Genomic DNA, 17,001 nt, shown 5'->3' with positions numbered 1-17,001 from the left:
CCGATCAACTCCAATCAAAATCGTTTGTCCCCGGCGGCCTCAGGTCGTCGGGGCTTTTTGTTGGGGACTCACCTGCTCAGGGGCCATGGAGATGGGATGGCGGCTGTACCACCACTCCTGCAGATCCCGGCTGAAACGAACGGAGAACAGGGTCAGCACGGTGGGTGTGGGTCGTCCTCCCGGCTGCAGCAGTTCCACGGCGTAGGAGGGGCAACGCCGGGCCGCCAGGTCGGGCACAAACCGCCGTCCGATCCGTCGCCAGCTCGGCTCCTTGCTGCGCCAGGCCAGACGACAGCAGGGCCAAGGCAGTTCTTCGCGATCAAACAACCGGCAACAGGGACCGATGACGCGGAAGCTGTACTGACCGCCGGGGCTGGTGTGAACGCTGCCGGGCTCCAGAAGATCGTCGACTTCGGGGCGGCTCACGGCAGGAGAAGACAAGGGACACGCATGGAAGACGACCAGACCAAAAAAAACCACCCCCGAAGGGGCGGTTGAGGACAAGTCCAGTTGAGGGAAAGAGGCTCAATAGAGCTCTTCTTCGGCGTGGGTCTTGATGGTGCAGTCGCTGGTGGGGTAGGCGACGCAGGTCAGCACGAAACCAGCTTCGATCTGGTCGTCGTCCAGGAAGCTCTGGTCGGACTGGTCGACGGTGCCAGCGGTGATCTTGCCGGCGCAGGTGGAGCAAGCGCCAGCGCGGCAGGAGTAGGGGAGGTCGATGCCCTGCTCTTCAGCAGCGTCGAGGATGTACTGGTCGTCGGGCACTTCGATGGTCTTGTTCAGACCTTCGCTCTCGGAGACCAGGGTGACCTTGTAAGAAGCCATGATTGATGAATGCGTACAGGGTTCCGGAAAACCCGGTCCTGCAGAACGCCACATTTTTACTTCAAATAGGTGCTCAACCTGACGATTCCGGGGCCACTGGGGAGGAGGACCAATCGGAGACCCCACTCTGATAAGCCCGGCTTATAGGGCTAGGGCTAGCGGCGGCGGATCTCCAGCAGCCCCCAGCGACCCTGTGCCGCCTCGGCGGTGACCGACCAGCCCAAGCCCCCCAGCACCTCCTTCAGGCGCGGTGCCTGATCCACCAGGAGCCCACTGAGCAGAGCGCGCCCATCGGGCTGAAGCAGCCCCTCGAAACCCGGGGAGAGGGCTTCAATCACCGGGGCCAGGATGTTGCAGAGCAGCAGATCAGCGCGGCGGGGCGCGAGCAGATCGCTCAGGGTCTCCACAGAACCGAGAGCCACCTGAAGCTCAGCCTCCGATCGGTCGTTGAGGCCGCGGTTGTCTGTTGTGGCACGCACCGCCATGGAATCGGTGTCAGCGGCCACCACCGACTCCGCCCCCAGACCCAGCGCAGCGAGGCCCAGCACCCCGCTGCCGCAGCCCAGATCAGCCACAAGCGCCCCCAGCGGAGGCGACTGTTCCAACGCCTCCAGGCAGAGCCGGGTGGTGGGGTGACTTCCGGTGCCGAAGGCACTTCCGGGGTCCATCTTGATCACCAGCCGATCGGCATGCTCCGGCGGCACCTCCAGCCAGGCCGGCAGGATCAACATCCCCGTACCGACAGGATCGGCCTGCCAATGTTGTTTCCAGCTGAGGCTCCAATCCTCGTCGGCCACATCGTCCCAGCGCCCATCGGGCAGGCTGAGTCCAAAGGGCTCCGCCAGCGGCTGCAGGCTGGCGACCAGCTCCCGCCGCTGAGGCTCCGGCCACTCCGGCTTCGGGAGCCAGACCAACAGCGTCTTGCGATCAGGCGTTTCCGGCGCATGCTGCACCGCATGGCGATGCAGCCCCAGATCCGTCAGTTTCCACACCAGCGACTCCTCCAGCTCCGGAGGACACGGGAGTGTGAGACGCCACCACATCAGAGCGTGACCGGGTGTGCTTCCTGGATGCCATCGATGTCCGTGATCGTCTGCAGCAGATCTGCTGGGATCGGATCATCGATGCTGAGCACCATCACCGCATCGCCGCGCACGATTTTGCGGCCCACCTGCATGGAGGCGATGTTGACGTTGTGTTCGCCCAGCAGAGAGCCCAGGTGACCAATGATTCCAGGCATGTCCCGGTGCCGGGTGAACAGCATGTGGCTGCTGGTGGTCACATTCACCGGGAAGGCATCGATGCTGGTGATGCGCAGATCGCCGTCGGCAAAGACGGCACCGGTGACGCTGCGGCTGCCCTGATCACCACGGGTGGTGATTTGCAGTGAGCCTCCGGCGAAGTCGCGGCTGCTCTCATCCTTCACCTCCAGCACCTGAATGCCGCGGGCCTTGGCCTCGAGCGAGGCATTCACGAAGTTGATGCTGTCACCCAGGCCAGCGCTGAGCAGACCCTTCAGAGCAGCAATCACCAGAGGCTGGGAGGGATGGCTGGCGAATTCACCCTGCAGGCGCAGTTCCATCTCCTTCACATGACCGCCAGCCAGCTGACTGACGAGCAGACCGACCGTCTCGGCGAGCTGGAGATGGGGCTTGAGCCGCTCCATGATCTCGGCGCTGAGGCCGGGAATGTTGACCGCACTGCGGGCCGGCAGACCCAGCAGCACATCACGGATCTGCTCCGCCACATCGATCGCCACATTCTCCTGGGCTTCTTCCGTCGATGCACCGAGGTGGGGCGTCAGCACCAGACCACGCTCCACCGCCCGCAGGGGGGAGTCTTCCGCCAGGGGCTCACTGGCGTAAACATCCAGGCCCGCACCGGCGATCACACCGTTGTTGATGGCTTCAGCGATCGCCGCCTCATCCACCACGCCGCCGCGGGCACAGTTCACGATCCGCGCCGTGGGCTTCATTGTGCGCAGCAGCTCCGCATTCACCAGGTTCTCGGTGTCCTTGGTGCGCGGGATGTGCAGGGTGACGTAGTCGGCGGTGCGGAACAGCTCATCAAGCTCCAGCAGCTTCACCTGCATCCGTTGAGCCCGGTCAGCAGCAATGAAGGGGTCGTAGGCGATCACCTCCATGCCCATGGCCTGGGCAACCCGGGCGACGTGGGATCCGATCTTGCCGAGACCGACCACCCCCAGAGTCTTTTTGTAGAGCTCGTTGCCGACGTATTTCTTGCGGTCCCACTTGCCGGCCCGCATGCCGCCATGGGCCTGAGGGATGTGCCGCGAGAGGGTCAGCATCATCGCCAGAGCGTGCTCCGCTGCAGCGATGGTGTTGCCCTCCGGCGAGTTCACCACCAGCACACCCCGCTGGGTGGCGGCAGGCACATCAACATTGTCGACGCCGACGCCGGCGCGGCCGATGATCTTGAGCCGGCTCGCCGCCGCGATCACCGCTGCGGTCACCTGGGTGCCGGAACGGATCATCAATCCGTCGTACTCACCGATGATCCCGATCAGCTCCTCCTCCGAGAGGCCGGTGCGCTGATCCACCTGCGCCACTTGGCCAAGGATGTCGATCCCGGCCTGGTCGATCGGATCGGAGACAAGAACTTTCGTCATCGAAAGGCGCAGAACTGCCGCGGTGAACTGTAGAGATCGACATCCTCCACCCCCTCCAGTTCGAAGCACAGGGTTCAGAATTCAGCGCATTGGATCTGAATGCCCCATGCCCGTCTGTGTGATGGTGATGGCCGATGCCCCTGCGGCGGAAGGCCTGACCCAGCGGCTCCGGGACACCGATCTGCCGCTGCTGAAGTGTCTGACCATCCCCCCTGATGGGGATGCCATCGACAAGGTTGCCCTGCTGAACCCCAACCTCACGCGCCAACAGCGGCAGCGAGGCATGGCCCGCTGGCTGATGCCCTTCGGTTTCCTGGCAGGGGTCACCTTCACCAAGATCACCACCCTCACCACCTTCGCCAGCTTTGGCCCCTGGGGCGAAACCCTGATCGGCGGCCTGCTGGGCATGGGCTCCGGCCTGATGGGGAGCTACGCCGCAGCCGCCAGCGTGGATTCAGACAACGATGCAGGCGTGCGGATCCTGCGCAACCGCCGCGACGAAGGACGCTGGCTGGTGCTGCTGGAAACACCCAATGGCATCGAAGCCCCCTGGCAGGTGATTCAAAAGTCGCGGCCGCAGCAGGTGGTTCGCCTCGACGACCTGTGATGCTGCCCCGGGAGGAGCTGCTGGCAGGGGCCCAGAACCCGGAAGAGCTGACGGTGCTGGTCGATCTCGCGGAGCAGGTGTTGCGCACCTGGCAACCGGCCTGGAGTCCCTTTCTCAGCGCACCGCTGCGGGAGGAAGCCTTGGCACGCCTGGGCAGCCTCAGTGAATTGACCTGGATCAGTGATGGCGGCTATCCAGGCGCCGAACGCCAACGGCTGCTCTGCCACCGTCGCGACGACAGCCCTGATCCAGCAGCCCCGGTTCAAGGCCTGCTGATTGAAGGCAATTTCCTCTTCGACCCCCTTTCCCCCGAGGACCTGCGCGAAGCGTTGAAGGCCATGGGCGTCGACGCAGACCACATCGGCGATCTCTGGGTGCGCGGCGATCGCGGCGGGCAAGGGATCTGCACCCCCAGTGCTGCCGAAGCACTGCATGCCCGCCTGGGGGCCGTGCGCGAGGTGGAGATTCGCTGCGAATCTCGTCCTGTGGAGCAGTTGCAGCAGCCTGTGCAACGCAGCGTCCGCACCCTGCAGACGGTGGAGGCCTCCTGTCGCCTGGATGCGATTGCATCGGCTGGATTCGGGCTGTCCCGAGCCAAGATCGTGACCCACGTCAAAGCTGGGCGCCTACGGCTCAACTGGGGCAACGTGCATCAAGCGAGCCGTGAACTCGTGGTGGGCGACCGGCTGCAGCTGCAGGATCGCGGCTCGGTGGAGGTGCTCTCGCTCACGCGCACAAAACGGGAGCGCTGGCGCGTTGAACTGCGCCGCAGTTGAGTTGAGCTGCCCACCAACTGCTACTGTTCAGCCTCGGTCGATGAAATCACGAGATTTCAAATGATCGATGTCGGGCGATTAGCTCAGGGGTAGAGCACTACATTGACATTGTAGGAGTCACTGGTTCAAATCCAGTATCGCCCACTTTCCCTGTCGGGACTGCGTTTTCGAACTTCAGGCCTCGCGATGACACGCACGATTGTCGTTGGCTTGGGTCGCTCAGGTTTGGGAGCTGCGCGTCTGCTCAAGCAGCAGAATTGCGACGTTGTTGTGTTCGAACGGGGCGATAACGAACCCCTCCAAAACACCTCGAAAACCCTCGCCGAAGAGGGCATTCAGGTGGTGCTGGGGCAGCCCCTGACCCTGGAGAGCTTTCACGCCTGGCGCGACAACCTGGACGCAGTGGTGATCGGCCCCGGCATCCCCTGGGATCATCCAACCCTGGTTGAGCTGCGATCCGAGGGCATCGAGGTGCGCGGCGAGATGGATCTGGCCTGGGATGCCCTTCAACAGATCCCCTGGATCGGCATCACAGGAACCAACGGCAAAACCACGGTCACCCATCTGCTTAACCACGTGCTGGAAGCCTCAGGCCTTACGGCACCCATGGGGGGAAACATGGGCCTCTCCGCCGCTGAACTGGCCTGCCAGATCAGCTCAGGGGCCACACCGCGGCCGGATTGGCTCGTGATGGAACTGAGCAGCTACCAGATTGAGGCGGCGCCCGCCGTGGCCCCCAAGATCGGCATCTGGACCACGCTGACCCCAGACCATCTCGAACGCCACGGCAGCCTGGAGGCCTACCGGGCCATCAAACGCGGGCTGCTTGAACGCTCGGCGTGCGCCCTCTTTAATGCCGATGATCCAGACCTGCGCCAGCAGCGCAGCAGCTGGAACCGCGGCACCTGGGTGAGCAGTGAGGGCGCGCGTCCGGACAACCAGCCCGCCGACCTCTGGATTGATGACGAGGGCATGGTGCGCAACACCACCACCCGCTTGTTTGCGGCTGATGCCCTGGCGATGCCGGGCTGCCACAACCGCCAAAACCTTTTGCTGGTGACCGCTGCCGCCCTCGAGGTCGGCCTCTCCCCCCAGCAAATCGCCAACGCCTTGCGCACATTTCCGGGCGTACCGCACCGGCTTGAGCAACTTGGCACGTTGGCAGGAGCCAGCGTGTTCAACGACAGCAAAGCCACCAATTACGACGCAGCCGAGGTTGGCTTGCGCGCCGTGCAGGGGCCCGTCGTGGTGCTGGCCGGGGGGCAGACCAAACAGGGCGATGCCAGTGGCTGGCTCGAGCAGCTGCACACCAAGGCCTGCAGCCTGATCCTGTTCGGTGCGGGGGCCGATGAGCTGGCCAGCCTGGCCAAAACGGCTGGATACCCCGGCGAACTGTTGCAGTGCCCGGAGCTCGAGAGCGCTGTAAACCTGGCGGAAACGGCCGTACAGCGGCATAAAGCCTCATCGCTGCTGCTGTCACCGGCATGCGCCAGCTTTGATCAATACAGGGATTTCGAGGCCAGAGGAGACCACTTCCGCACCCTGATCACCCCCCTGCTGGACGTCGCCTGAGACCAAACGAACGCAATGGGATGCATCTGGGCCTAACGGTCCGATGATGGTGTGAAACAAGCCTTGCGACGTGGCCTTCTGGTTGATGAAAAGCGAACCCGACGCCTACGGGATCGATGATCTGCGGCGCGAGGGCACCACGCTGTGGGACGGCATTCGCAACTACCAGGCCCGCAATTTCATGCGCAGCATGGAGGTGGGAGACCAAGCGTTTTTCTATCACTCCAATTGCAAACCACCCGGGATCATCGGGCTGATGGAAGTGATGGAGACCGGCCTGTTGGACCCGACACAATTTGATCCCACGGCCAAGTACTACGACCCCAAATCAAGCCCCGAGAAACCACGCTGGGACTGTGCACGCCTGCGATTCCTCGGCGAATTCGACGCTCTACTCAGCCTCGACCAGCTGCGGGAGCTCTACAGCGAAGAGCAGCTGCCCGTGATCAAACGCGGCAACAGGCTCTCGATCCTTCCGGTCCCCACCGATACCGCCAACGACCTCCTTTCACGGCTTGGCCAGCTCCACTGAGATCCCACTGGTCACGCTGCTGCCACGGGCCTGGATCGGCTTCAGCCGGGGGCCCTGGCGCTGTGTTGGCTTGGCGGCGTTGGTGTTGATCAGTGCCAGCGGCCCTGCGGTGATCGGCCACGACCTGCGCCTGGCGGGATCCCCATGGCTGAATCGGCTGGGGGACCTCTCGGTGTTGATCAGCCTGGTGCTTCCGCTGCTGCCTCTCCTGGGCCTGCTGCAACTGACGGATGGCCTGCTCCCCGACCGACGCGACGACCGCCCCCAACAGAGCTGGAGACAGCTGCTGCGCCAGGCCTTCACCCTGGTGCTGCTTGAGCTGGTGCTGGTGCTGGGGGGCGTCGGATTGATTCAGTCGTTGAGCTGGGCGCTCGGACGCTGGAGCACGGCCTTGGCAGGTCTGAGCGTGCTGCTGGGGGGAGTGGTGCTGCTGAGCTGGCTGTTCAGCCAAACCCTGGCCCTGCCCCTGCTCGTGCACGAGCGCTGCCGAGCACTTCAGGCGATGGACCACAGCCGACAGCTGGTGCACCGCAATGGGCTCAAGGTGCTGGCGCTGCTGGGGATGCTGCTCGGCCTCAATCTTCTGGGGCTGATCGGGGCCACCCTGGGGCTGCTGCTCAGCCTCCCCTTCAGCGCCCTGGTGCTGATGGCCTGCTGCCGGCCTCAGACGCCATTGATCAGCGATTCCCGGCGGAACATGTTTCCGACGTAAACCCGGGTGATCTCCCGCGATGCCTGGCCGTTCTGCACCAGGAAGCCGGCAAGCGCCGCCTGAACCAAACGGTATTGATCCCAGTTCGGATGTCCTTCGATGAACTGGGTCATGGCCTGCTGGAGGGGTTGCGGCACTTCCGATTGGAAACTCACAACACTGGTCTCAGCCGCGGCTTGCTCAAGGCCTTCCGGCATCTTTTCTTTTCGAACCGAACACTAGTTCTCCACACCACGGCGCCGCCGTCAAGAACTCCCAACACGGGACCATTCCCACGAATCTCCAAGCGAGATCCCTGCCAGAAAGCCACTCCTGCACTGGTCGAAGCGCCGGCATAGATGGAACTGCGCAGCCCGCCGCCATCGTCAAGCAAAAACAACGACAAACGGGGGATTTCCACAGAAACCTGCCAGGGCGGCGTTAACGGCCCATGACCTGTGGAAAAACTGTGCAGAGCAACAGGGAAAGGGCGGGGGAAATCAATGACTCAAAAACGATTAGCTGGATTAATCAATGCTGCGAGTCCCACAACGTTCTCAAGGCCGCTACGGCCGCCGCCGCCGCGGGGGCCGGCCACTCCCCCTGCGCCGCACGTCCCTCCAGCGGGGTGAGCAGGATGCGCAACTCCCATTGGCTGCGATCACCGCTCAAGCATCCCCACCACACGCCACGATCCAGCTCCAGCTCGATCGATTCCTCGGGCATCAGTTGGTCAACCAGCCCCCTGTGCTGCTGCTCCAGGGTTGCCACAAGATCCACCAGATCCCGCCACTCCGGCTCGGTCAACTCAAACGCCCAGCGCTCTCCCCCCACAAGAACGCAAAATTCGCCGCGGGAGGGGTCGTGCGACACCCGCCATCCGTCCCCCTCCTGCTGAATCACAGCCGATGGATCAACCCGGCAGCAGATCGGGCTGGTCTTGCTCGTCGCTCAATTCCACGATGGCCCGTTGCACCGGCTTGACGCTGGACTCCTCCAGCAGACCGTCGAAGTCGTCAAAGCGGCGCTGCTTGGCCCGGAAGGCGATCCGCACCGTCGTCAGATAGCGGTTGCTTGATTGACGAATCAAGCTTTCGCCACGCTTGGCGAGATCCTTGGAATCCACTCCGGCCGAAAGCACAGGCTTCTTGATCAAACAAGTTCACATTAATTGGTGACCGTCTCAGGCCAGCTGATCGGTGTGAAAGGGCACGTGCATGGGGTAAGCCCGCTGACGGGAGCCTGGAACCCGCAACACGATCTGGCGCCCCATCCCCAAAGCCGCCAGGGGCAAGCGCAGATCAGCGACCAAACCACTCAATTCCTCGAGATGCGCATCATCGATGCACTCGATGCGGATGCTGCCCCAGCTGCGACGCATGCGACAGCTCCGCAGCGGCTCCAACCTCTCCTGCAGTTCAGGATCTTCCCGGTAGAAGGAGAAGATCAGCTGTTGCAATCGATCCATCGCCGCCAGTCCACCTAGTCTCATCCTGACTTCACCGTGCCCTGAGCACGGTCAGAGATCGCGTGGGCGAAGAAAAGCTTCAGCATTCAGACCAACGGGGCGGAACACTCGCCATCGATTTGGGCAGCACCACCACGGTGGTGGCCTATCAGGGACCGACCTCCACAAGGGCCGATCTGCTGAACTTGCCGGCCATCTGCAGCCGGGCCGGTGAAATTCCCAGCCTGGTGTGGGAGGCATCCCAACGGCCTCTGATTGGCCGGCAGGTGCTCGAGTCAGGCCTCAATGACTCCGTGGACAGCCGTCTACATCGCGACTTCAAGGGCCACATCGGTCAAGCGGATGCCCCAGAACAGGACGCAGCCCGCTGGGCAGGAGAACAGCTGCTTCAACAGATCTGGGGCCGGCTCCCCAGCGATCTCCCGGTGGAGCGGCTGGTGCTGACCGCCCCAGTGGAGTGCTATCGGACGTATCGCAGCTGGTTGCTGCAGGCCTGCACCACGCTGCCGGTGGCCGAGATCGCCCTGGTGGATGAACCCACGGCAGCCGCCATGGGTGCAGGGCTTCCCGCTGGTTCCACTCTGCTGGTGGTGGACCTGGGCGGAAGCACCCTGGATCTAGCCCTGGTGGCTCTGGAGGGAGGAGAAGGTCGTGCCGCACCGATCGCCCAACTGCTGCGACTAGGGGGGCGCAGCCTGGGGGACAACAGCCGCCAGATGCTGCGCACAGCAAAGGTTCTGGGCAAAGCCGGGCTGCGCCTCGGGGGCCGTGACATCGATCGCTGGATTGTGGACCGCTGTTGCCCGGGTCAACCCGCCAGCACCCCCCTGCTCAATGCCGCCGAACGGCTCAAATGCCGGCTGAGCGACACCGCCCTGGCCGAACGCGAGCCCCTGATGGAGTTGGCGATGGATGAGCAGGAGCATGTGCTCCGCCTGTCGCGCAGCGAACTCAACGCGCTTCTGCTGGAGCGCGGCTTCGGAGACGCCCTCGAAAAATTGCTGGAGACCTGTCTCGCCGGCGGTCGCCGCAACAACTGCAGCCTTGAAGATCTGGAGGGCGTAGTGGCCGTCGGCGGCGGTGCCCAGCTGCCCCTCCTGCGCCAGTGGCTCTCCGAGCACACGGCGCCAGCACCCTTGCTCACCCCGCCACCAGTGGAGGCCGTGGCCCTGGGTGCGCTTCAACTCACGCCAGGGGTTGCCATTCGGGATGTGCTGCAACACGGCGTTTCCCTCCGTTTCTGGGATCAGCGCAGCAACAGCCACCGCTGGCATCCCCTCTTCGTGGCCGGTCAACCCTGGCCGAGCCCCGCCCCACTCGAGCTGGTGCTGGCCGCCAGCCGGACCGGCCAACGCAGCTTGGAGCTGGTGCTGGGGGAGCCCATCCCCCAGGGGAGCCACAGCGTGGTCTTCATTGATGGTTTGCCGACCCTGCAGGAGCAGACCGCCGGGGAGGTCTCCCACCAGCCTTGGCCGGGCACCGAGCTGGTGCTGCCTCTAGAACCCGCCGGAGAGCAGGGCGAAGACTGCCTGCGGCTGCGCTGGAGCATTGATCAAGAAGCGCAGCTTCAGCTGGAGATCAACGATCTGCGTTCAGGTCGGACGTGGTCCCAGCCAACGCTGGGGGCTGTCCGATAAGTCTGACCCATAAAGACCGTCCGATAAGACGTCCGTCCACAGGCCCTTGGAACGGGAGCCGACACTCCATAGAACAGAACCAACGTTCAGCTCCACCCTTCGTGGCGGCACCGCGTCAACTGCTGCTGCGGCTCTGGGGTGTTGGAACCCTGGGACTGGTGCTGACGATTGCGACAGGTGCCTATTGGTGGGAACAACAACTGCCGAAGCGGCTGCAGAGCGCCCTCGCTGCCAACGACTACGAGGCCTGCATCCGCACCAGTGAGCAACTCGCCTCCCTGCGCTGGTTGGGGGAGGACGCACCGGAGGAGCAGGCCCTCTGCCGCCAGAAGCACGCCGAACATCTCTGGGACCAAGGCGATTCGATCGCTGCCCTCACGCTGCAGCAGCAACTGGTCGCCTCGGGCCATGGCGACCTTGCCCTCCATCGCAAGACCCTCGAACGCTGGCGCCAGGCTCTGATGGATCAGGCGATTGCTCTGTTTCATGAGGGAGACCTGCAGCAGGCACTCGAGTTGCTGGATCCCCTCAAAGGCAGCGCGCGCAGCTCCATCAGCCAACTCAGTGCAACGCTGATGGAGATCTGGAACCGCAACCAATTGGAACAGCGTCGGCTGGTTCAACTGGTGGAGCAAGGACGCTGGTGGGAGGCCTTGGACAGCCTCAACAAACTCGACCATCCCTGGTGGCAGCAGCGGGCAAGTGCCACCCGTCAAGAGGTGGAGAGTGCCATTCAGGCCCTCGATGAGGCTCAGCAACACCAACAGCACCCAGCGGTGCGTGCCGACGTCATCAGCGGTGATCAGCTGGATGCCGCTGTCGAGGATCAGTTGCTCCAAGGTCTAGACCCCTGGACGGCCTTTTCGATGGGCTGCAGCGACCTTGGCGGTCGCGTCGAAGAGGACGGACCGGAAAGTTTCTGTCGACGCTCGTCCCCAAGCCCGTGACAAGATGAGCCCGTGGATGACTCAGGTGCAATGCAGGCGGGCGACAGGGTGACGGTGGAGGCATCCGTCGTTGTGTTCAACCATCCCGAACACCGGGGCAAAGCCTTTGACATGAAAGGGCAGACCGGAGAGGTGGCGAACGTTCTCAATGATTGGAAGGGTCGGGTGATCAGCCCAACGCTTCCTGTGATCGTTGCCTTCGGCCGCTACAAAGCCCATTTCCGCGCCGACGAACTCAAGCCTGCCGGCTGAGTCGGCCGAGGAACACCCCCTCCTCACCATCAACATCCCTGAGGCGGAGCTCGATGGTTTCGCTGCGTCGGGTCGGCACAACGCGACCACAGAAATCAGGCTGAATCGGAAGCTCCCGATGGCCTCGATCCACCATGGCCAGCAACATCACCCGCTGCGGCCGCCCCCAGCTCTGCATGGCCTCCAGGGCGGCACGCACCGTCCGCCCCGTGAAGATCACATCGTCCACCAGAATCACCTGGCGGTCCTCAATGCTTGTGGGGAGAGTCGTGAGCTGGGGCAGACGGGTGCCGATGCGCTCCAGATCATCGCGATGGAACGTGGGATCAATGGCCCCCTGGGAGATGGCATGACCTGTCAACCGCTCCAATTCCCGCGCCAAAACCCTGGACAACTGAACGCCGCGGGTGGGGATCCCCAACAGCATCAACCGACGGCTGTCTTCGGCGCTCTCCAACACCTGCGACGCCAAACGCGACAGCGTTAGACCAAGCTCACGCTCCGAGAGAATTTCGATCCGTTCAGGGTCGGCCATGGAGGATTGAGCGCTGCGGGGTGTGGGAATTGGCTGAAACTGCAGCTTGAGGGCTGGCGTGGCGTTAAGTTGATTCTGCAAGAGTCCTTAAGAACCGTCGGTCGCGGGTGAACGTGGGGAAAAGCACTACCAACGGTTCAGGACGCTCCGGGACAGTGGCACCGGTCGTTCTCGCCATTCTTGATGGCTGGGGTTACAGGAACGCAAGCGAGCACAACGCGATTCAGCAAGGCGGCACTCCTGTGATGGATGCCCTTTGGCATGCCTATCCACACACCTTGATTGAGGCCAGTGGCTCCCATGTGGGCCTCCCCGATCAACAGATGGGTAACTCTGAGGTGGGCCACCTCACCATCGGAGCCGGCCGCATCATTCGCCAGGAGTTGGTGCGAATCAGCGACACGGTGCGCAGCAACCAACTGGGCGACACGCAGGCACTCAAGGAATTGGCAGAGCGCACCCAAGGGCGGGGCGGCACCTTGCACCTGCTCGGCCTCTGCTCCGATGGGGGCGTCCACAGCCACGTGGACCATCTCTGTGGACTGATCCAGTGGGCAGCGGACAGCGGCATCTCTGATGTCGCCGTGCATGCCATCACCGATGGTCGCGACACACCGACCCAGAGCGCACCGGGATACATCAGCCAGGTGGAAGCGGCCCTGAGCCGAAGCGGCGTTGGCCAGCTCGCCAGCCTCTGTGGCCGGTACTGGGCCATGGACCGGGACCAGCGCTGGGAGCGGATCGAAAAGGCATACAACCTCTACACCGATCCCAACATCGCCGTCGACAGCCGGACGGCAGAGCATGTGCTGGCGGAGAGTTATGCCGAGGACATCACCGATGAATTCCTCGAACCGGTGCGGCTTCAGAACAGCGTCATCAAAGACGGTGACAGCGTTCTGGTGTTCAACTTCCGACCCGATCGCGCCCGCCAGATCGTGCAAGCGCTCTGCCTCCCCGATTTCGAGGGCTTCGAGCGCAGCCACACGCCGGAATTGGATGTGGTCACCTTCACCCAGGTGGAACAAGACCTTCCCGTTCAAGTGGCCTTCCCCCCCGAGCCGCTCGACCAACTGTTGGGGCAGGTGGTGGCAGACGCCGGGCTGAAGCAGTACCGCACCGCTGAAACGGAGAAGTACCCCCACGTCACGTACTTCATGAACGGTGGCATCGAACAGCCACTGGCGGGAGAAGACCGTCACTTGGTGCCATCGCCGAGGGTCGCCACCTACGACCTCTCACCGGCGATGTCGGCGGAGCAACTCACCGACAGCTGTATTTCTGCCATTGAGAAGCTGGACTATTCGCTGATTGTGATCAACTACGCCAACCCCGACATGGTGGGGCACACCGGTGTGATGGAGGCCGCCAAGGAAGCCATCCAAACCGTGGATGCCTGCATTGGCAGGTTGTTGGATGCGGTGGGACGCCAAGGCGGAACCATGCTGATCACGGCTGATCACGGCAATGCCGAATTGATGAAGGGTCCGGATGGCCAAGCCTGGACAGCCCACACCACCAATCCTGTGCCTGCGATCCTGATCGAAGGAGAGCGGCGCAAACTGCCTGGCCATGGCAACGCCATCACACTGCGCGATAACGGGGGGCTGGCCGATATCGCTCCGACGTTGCTGCAAATTCTTGACCTTCCGCAACCGGCTGCCATGACTGGCCAAAGCCTGATTGCCCCCATGTCCAACATGGACCCCACACCCAAGACCGCTCGCCTTCCTCTTTCCGTTTGATGCTCACCTCAATTTTGTCCTGGAGCTGGATCGGCACCGGCCTTCTTTTGATCGTCTTGGTGCTGCTGCATAGCCCCAAAGGTGATGGCATGGGTGGCTTGGCAGCAAGCGGCAGCTCCATGTTCAGCAGCGCCAGCAGCGCCGAAGCAACGTTGAACCGTCTGACATGGACATGCCTGGCGTTGTTTTTGTCCTTGGCTGTGATCCTGAGTGCTGGCTGGTTGAACTAAACCAACCCGCTCACAAACTCAATTTCCAGCACACATATTTTGAAGGCAGCTTCAAGCTGATGGCTGGAATGCTGCTCATCAACTTGCCGCTCTGTTCCAATCAATTTTGCGAACAGAAGTTACACAAGAAAGCACATAGAGCACGAATCAAGAACACTGAGGTACAACTGAGGCGGTATTGCAAGATCAACAAACAAAGAATTCTTCTAGCAGCCTGAATTAATGAGATCCCTAGCGGCCTTGAACTTAAGCCGTGAGAGTTCAGATTCCAGAAACATTACTCAGGGCTTTGCAACCCTGATTTCAGAAAAGCAATTTCCCTGTAGACCCGATCAAGCTCGTACAACGTTTTTGTTTCCTTCTTTTCAAGGATTTCAACCCGCTTCAACAGATCCTCCAACAACTTGTTTTGCAAAGATTCAACCTGAACTTGCCTTTTTTGCACGCCTTTTGAGGGAGCAGAAGCCGTGCTGGCCGGGGAAAGAATGCCTCCATCCGTTTCGACGTACAACAAGGCAAGACGCTCCAACACCTTGGAGTAGGCCTTGTCTTGTTGTCGGCAAAGGGCTTTGAAACGCTGCAGCGTCTCTGGAGCGAACTGGGCGGCGAAAGCTCCGGGGCGCTGGGGCATTTGTCCCGACACATCGATACACAGCAAGACATTAGCCGGCACCTCTCCGCACTCCCCAATCCTTCATGACCGGCAACCAACGCCGGCCCCAGGCGCCACATGTCTTGTAAAAACTAGTTCTTACAAGACAGTATCCGAACATAAAAAAGAGGCCCCGCAGGACCTCTTGGCATGACTTGAGTTGGGGTGATCGGGTGGTCTCCCGACCACCCGAAGTCGATCAGTAGTCGAAGTCGCCGCCGCCCATGCCGCCGCCGGCAGGAGCTGCTTCCTTCTTCTCGGGCAGATCAGCCACGATGCACTCGGTGGTGAGCACCATGCCAGCGATGGATGCGGCATTTTGCAGACCGGAGCGGGTCACCTTGGCGGGATCGACGATGCCGGCAGCCAGCATGTCGACGTACTCGCCGGAGGCAGCGTTGAAGCCTTCGGCACCAGCGCGAGCCTTGACGTTCTCAGCCACAACAGCGCCGTTGGCACCTGCGTTTTCAGCGATGCGCATCAGCGGAGCGGTAAGAGCAGCAGCCACGATGTTGGCGCCGATCAGTTCCTCGCCGGACAGGCTGGAGGCTGCCCACTGCTCCAGGGCCGGAGCCAGGTGAGCCAGGGTTGTGCCGCCGCCAGGAACGATGCCTTCCTCAACAGCCGCCTTGGTGGCGTTGATGGCGTCCTCGAGACGGAGTTTCTTGTCCTTCATCTCGGTTTCGGTGGCTGCACCCACCTTCACCACAGCCACGCCACCGGCCAGCTTGGCCAGGCGTTCCTGCAGCTTCTCCTTGTCGTAGGTGGAGTCGGTCTCGTCCATCTGCTTCTTGATCTGTTCGCAGCGGGCGCCGACAGCCACCTCGTTGCCCTCGGCAACGATGGTGGTGGTGTCCTTGTTGATGGTGATGCGACGGGCGGTGCCCAGCATCTCGAGCTTGGCGTTCTCCAGCTTGAGACCGGCATCTTCGGTGATCAGCTGACCGTTGGTCAGCACAGCCATGTCTTCCAACATGGCCTTGCGGCGATCACCAAAACCAGGAGCCTTCACAGCGGCCACGTTCAGCACACCACGCAGACGGTTCACCACCAGAGTGGCCAGGGCTTCCTTCTCGATGTCCTCAGCAATGATCAGCAGAGGCTTGCCGGTGCGGGCGATTTGCTCCAGCACGGGCACCAGATCCTGCACCAGACCGATCTTCTTGTCGGTGAGAAGGATGTAAGGCTCGTCGAGGACGGCTTCCATCCGCTCGGTGTCGGTGGCGAAATAAGGGGAGATGTAGCCCTTATCGAAGCGCATGCCCTCGGTGACCTCGAGTTCGGTCTCCATGGACTTGCCCTCTTCGAGGGAAATCACACCTTCCTTGCCAACCTTGTCCATGGCATCGGCAATCATCTTGCCGACTTCTTCATCGTTGCCAGCGGAGATGGTGCCGACCTGAGCGATGGCATTGCTGTCAGCGATGGGCTTGGCCATTTCCTTGATCTTGCTGACCAGGAAATCGGACGCCTTGTCGATGCCCTTCTTCAGGGTGATGGCGTTGGCACCGGCAGCCACGTTGCGCAGACCAGCCTTGACCATGGCGTGGGCCAGAACGGTGGCCGTGGTGGTGCCGTCACCGGCAGCGTCGTTGGTTTTGGAGGCGGCCTGACGGATCAGAGCAACACCGGTGTTCTCGATGTGGTCTTCGAGCTCGATCTCCTTGGCGATAGTGACGCCGTCATTGATGATCTGGGGTGCACCGAACTTCTTCTCGAGCACCACGTTGCGGCCCTTGGGACCCAGGGTGACGGCAACGGCTTCGCAGAGGATGTCGATGCCTTTTTCGAGAGCGCGACGGGCGTTCTCGTTGTAGATGATGCGCTTTGCCATGGAAGGCGGTTCCTAATGAAGAGGATGGTTAAGGGAGGCTGAGTTGAGACTCAAGCCGCAATGCAGCAG

Annotated in this window: 21 protein-coding genes and 1 tRNA gene; 11 read left to right on the top strand and 11 right to left on the bottom strand. The window is 62.3% G+C overall.

Annotated features, from left to right (window positions below):
- Positions 1-39: 39 nt before the first annotated feature.
- The 4 genes from DXY33_RS03905 to serA all read right to left on the bottom strand — a co-directional run bounded on the left by DXY33_RS03905 (position 40) and on the right by serA (position 3,454).
- Positions 40-426 (bottom strand): hypothetical protein, encoded by a 387-nt coding sequence (locus tag DXY33_RS03905; RefSeq protein WP_115131821.1) that lies wholly within the window; start codon positions 424-426, stop codon positions 40-42.
- Between the two features lie 99 nt (positions 427-525).
- Positions 526-825 (bottom strand): ferredoxin, encoded by a 300-nt coding sequence (locus DXY33_RS03900; protein WP_006043345.1) that lies wholly within the window; start codon positions 823-825, stop codon positions 526-528.
- Positions 826-980: 155 nt separating this feature from the next.
- Complete coding sequence (gene prmA / locus DXY33_RS03895) at positions 981-1,868, bottom strand: 50S ribosomal protein L11 methyltransferase (RefSeq protein ID WP_115131820.1); 888 nt, start codon at positions 1,866-1,868, stop codon at positions 981-983.
- A complete protein-coding gene (gene serA / locus DXY33_RS03890; protein WP_115131819.1) occupies positions 1,868-3,454 on the bottom strand; it encodes a phosphoglycerate dehydrogenase in 1,587 nt (528 codons plus the stop codon). Before serA ends, prmA begins: the two co-directional genes overlap by 1 nt.
- A 106-nt stretch (positions 3,455-3,560) precedes the next feature.
- Here serA and DXY33_RS03885 point away from each other — a divergent pair, with 106 nt between their 5' ends.
- From DXY33_RS03885 to DXY33_RS03860, 6 genes are all read left to right on the top strand, one after another.
- On the top strand, positions 3,561-4,061 hold the full coding sequence (locus DXY33_RS03885; protein WP_114989480.1) for a hypothetical protein: 501 nt from the start codon (positions 3,561-3,563) through the stop codon (positions 4,059-4,061).
- On the top strand, positions 4,061-4,837 hold the full coding sequence (locus DXY33_RS03880) for a photosystem II S4 domain protein (RefSeq protein ID WP_170950934.1): 777 nt from the start codon (positions 4,061-4,063) through the stop codon (positions 4,835-4,837). Before DXY33_RS03885 ends, DXY33_RS03880 begins: the two co-directional genes overlap by 1 nt.
- 72 nt (positions 4,838-4,909) lie before the next feature.
- Positions 4,910-4,981, top strand: a tRNA-Val gene (locus tag DXY33_RS03875).
- A gap of 42 nt (positions 4,982-5,023) precedes the next feature.
- Positions 5,024-6,409, top strand: a complete 1,386-nt coding sequence (murD, locus tag DXY33_RS03870; RefSeq protein WP_115131817.1) for a UDP-N-acetylmuramoyl-L-alanine--D-glutamate ligase — start codon at positions 5,024-5,026, stop codon at positions 6,407-6,409.
- An 85-nt stretch (positions 6,410-6,494) separates the two neighbouring features.
- Positions 6,495-6,941 carry an EVE domain-containing protein gene (locus tag DXY33_RS03865; RefSeq protein ID WP_115131913.1) on the top strand — a complete coding sequence of 149 codons (447 nt, stop codon included), beginning with the start codon at positions 6,495-6,497 and terminating at the stop codon, positions 6,939-6,941.
- Positions 6,925-7,653, top strand: a complete 729-nt coding sequence (locus tag DXY33_RS03860) for a hypothetical protein (RefSeq protein ID WP_170950933.1) — start codon at positions 6,925-6,927, stop codon at positions 7,651-7,653. Before DXY33_RS03865 ends, DXY33_RS03860 begins: the two co-directional genes overlap by 17 nt.
- On the opposite strand, the gene DXY33_RS03855 is transcribed toward DXY33_RS03860, so the two are convergent.
- From DXY33_RS03855 to DXY33_RS03840, 4 genes are all read right to left on the bottom strand, one after another.
- Positions 7,605-7,850 carry a DUF2811 domain-containing protein gene (locus DXY33_RS03855; protein ID WP_006851681.1) on the bottom strand — a complete coding sequence of 82 codons (246 nt, stop codon included), beginning with the start codon at positions 7,848-7,850 and terminating at the stop codon, positions 7,605-7,607. The two genes, DXY33_RS03860 and DXY33_RS03855, sit on opposite strands and share 49 nt — an antisense overlap.
- A 313-nt stretch (positions 7,851-8,163) precedes the next feature.
- Positions 8,164-8,535 (bottom strand): DUF1818 family protein, encoded by a 372-nt coding sequence (locus DXY33_RS03850; protein ID WP_115131815.1) that lies wholly within the window; start codon positions 8,533-8,535, stop codon positions 8,164-8,166.
- 10 nt (positions 8,536-8,545) lie between these two features.
- A complete protein-coding gene (locus DXY33_RS03845; RefSeq protein ID WP_025362489.1) occupies positions 8,546-8,773 on the bottom strand; it encodes a DNA-directed RNA polymerase subunit omega in 228 nt (75 codons plus the stop codon).
- A gap of 42 nt (positions 8,774-8,815) precedes the next feature.
- The gene (locus DXY33_RS03840) at positions 8,816-9,100 is read right to left on the bottom strand and encodes a hypothetical protein (RefSeq protein ID WP_114989486.1); all 285 of its coding nucleotides are present in this window, start codon (positions 9,098-9,100) and stop codon (positions 8,816-8,818) included.
- Positions 9,101-9,162: 62 nt separating this feature from the next.
- On the opposite strand from DXY33_RS03840, the gene DXY33_RS03835 reads away from it, so the two are divergent.
- The 3 genes from DXY33_RS03835 (at position 9,163) to DXY33_RS03825 (ending at position 11,936) form a co-directional block, all read left to right on the top strand.
- A complete protein-coding gene (locus DXY33_RS03835; protein ID WP_115131814.1) occupies positions 9,163-10,737 on the top strand; it encodes an Hsp70 family protein in 1,575 nt (524 codons plus the stop codon).
- Between the two features lie 101 nt (positions 10,738-10,838).
- Complete coding sequence (locus DXY33_RS03830) at positions 10,839-11,684, top strand: hypothetical protein (RefSeq protein WP_115131813.1); 846 nt, start codon at positions 10,839-10,841, stop codon at positions 11,682-11,684.
- Positions 11,685-11,714: 30 nt separating this feature from the next.
- Positions 11,715-11,936: a ferredoxin-thioredoxin reductase variable chain gene (locus tag DXY33_RS03825; protein WP_115010087.1), complete on the top strand. Its 222-nt coding sequence runs from the start codon at positions 11,715-11,717 to the stop codon at positions 11,934-11,936.
- On the opposite strand, the gene pyrR is transcribed toward DXY33_RS03825, so the two are convergent.
- The gene (pyrR, locus tag DXY33_RS03820; protein ID WP_115131912.1) at positions 11,920-12,471 is read right to left on the bottom strand and encodes a bifunctional pyr operon transcriptional regulator/uracil phosphoribosyltransferase PyrR; all 552 of its coding nucleotides are present in this window, start codon (positions 12,469-12,471) and stop codon (positions 11,920-11,922) included. The two genes, DXY33_RS03825 and pyrR, sit on opposite strands and share 17 nt — an antisense overlap.
- A gap of 107 nt (positions 12,472-12,578) precedes the next feature.
- On the opposite strand from pyrR, the gene gpmI reads away from it, so the two are divergent.
- Both gpmI and secG read left to right on the top strand, forming a co-directional pair.
- Positions 12,579-14,216 (top strand): 2,3-bisphosphoglycerate-independent phosphoglycerate mutase, encoded by a 1,638-nt coding sequence (gene gpmI / locus DXY33_RS03815; RefSeq protein WP_115131812.1) that lies wholly within the window; start codon positions 12,579-12,581, stop codon positions 14,214-14,216.
- Complete coding sequence (secG, locus tag DXY33_RS03810) at positions 14,216-14,446, top strand: preprotein translocase subunit SecG (protein ID WP_006849683.1); 231 nt, start codon at positions 14,216-14,218, stop codon at positions 14,444-14,446. The genes gpmI and secG overlap by 1 nt, the downstream gene beginning before the upstream one ends.
- Positions 14,447-14,723: 277 nt before the next feature.
- On the opposite strand, the gene DXY33_RS03805 is transcribed toward secG, so the two are convergent.
- On the bottom strand, positions 14,724-15,077 hold the full coding sequence (locus DXY33_RS03805) for a hypothetical protein (RefSeq protein ID WP_115131811.1): 354 nt from the start codon (positions 15,075-15,077) through the stop codon (positions 14,724-14,726).
- 220 nt (positions 15,078-15,297) lie between these two features.
- Positions 15,298-16,932 carry a chaperonin GroEL gene (groL, locus tag DXY33_RS03800; protein WP_115131810.1) on the bottom strand — a complete coding sequence of 545 codons (1,635 nt, stop codon included), beginning with the start codon at positions 16,930-16,932 and terminating at the stop codon, positions 15,298-15,300.
- Between the last annotated feature and the right edge of the window lie 69 nt (positions 16,933-17,001).

Origin of the sequence: Synechococcus sp. N26, from assembly GCF_900473975.1 — a bacterium.
Lineage (GTDB): Bacteria > Cyanobacteriota > Cyanobacteriia > PCC-6307 > Cyanobiaceae > Parasynechococcus.
This window is presented reverse-complemented; position numbering and strand designations above follow the sequence as displayed.

Excerpts from the sequence above, each read along its gene's own strand:
- DXY33_RS03900 (WP_006043345.1), bottom strand. The coding sequence starts at position 825 with ATGGCTTCTTACAAGGTCACCCTGGTCTCCGAGAGCGAAGGTCTGAAC.
- prmA (WP_115131820.1), bottom strand. The coding sequence starts at position 1,868 with ATGTGGTGGCGTCTCACACTCCCGTGTCCTCCGGAGCTGGAGGAGTCG.
- serA (WP_115131819.1), bottom strand. The coding sequence starts at position 3,454 with ATGACGAAAGTTCTTGTCTCCGATCCGATCGACCAGGCCGGGATCGAC.
- DXY33_RS03885 (WP_114989480.1), top strand. The coding sequence starts at position 3,561 with ATGCCCGTCTGTGTGATGGTGATGGCCGATGCCCCTGCGGCGGAAGGC.
- DXY33_RS03880 (WP_170950934.1), top strand. The coding sequence starts at position 4,061 with ATGCTGCCCCGGGAGGAGCTGCTGGCAGGGGCCCAGAACCCGGAAGAG.
- murD (WP_115131817.1), top strand. The coding sequence starts at position 5,024 with ATGACACGCACGATTGTCGTTGGCTTGGGTCGCTCAGGTTTGGGAGCT.
- DXY33_RS03865 (WP_115131913.1), top strand. The coding sequence starts at position 6,495 with ATGAAAAGCGAACCCGACGCCTACGGGATCGATGATCTGCGGCGCGAG.
- DXY33_RS03855 (WP_006851681.1), bottom strand. The coding sequence starts at position 7,850 with ATGCCGGAAGGCCTTGAGCAAGCCGCGGCTGAGACCAGTGTTGTGAGT.
- DXY33_RS03840 (WP_114989486.1), bottom strand. The coding sequence starts at position 9,100 with ATGGATCGATTGCAACAGCTGATCTTCTCCTTCTACCGGGAAGATCCT.
- DXY33_RS03825 (WP_115010087.1), top strand. The coding sequence starts at position 11,715 with ATGCAGGCGGGCGACAGGGTGACGGTGGAGGCATCCGTCGTTGTGTTC.
- pyrR (WP_115131912.1), bottom strand. The coding sequence starts at position 12,471 with ATGGCCGACCCTGAACGGATCGAAATTCTCTCGGAGCGTGAGCTTGGT.
- secG (WP_006849683.1), top strand. The coding sequence starts at position 14,216 with ATGCTCACCTCAATTTTGTCCTGGAGCTGGATCGGCACCGGCCTTCTT.
- DXY33_RS03805 (WP_115131811.1), bottom strand. The coding sequence starts at position 15,077 with ATGCCCCAGCGCCCCGGAGCTTTCGCCGCCCAGTTCGCTCCAGAGACG.
- groL (WP_115131810.1), bottom strand. The coding sequence starts at position 16,932 with ATGGCAAAGCGCATCATCTACAACGAGAACGCCCGTCGCGCTCTCGAA.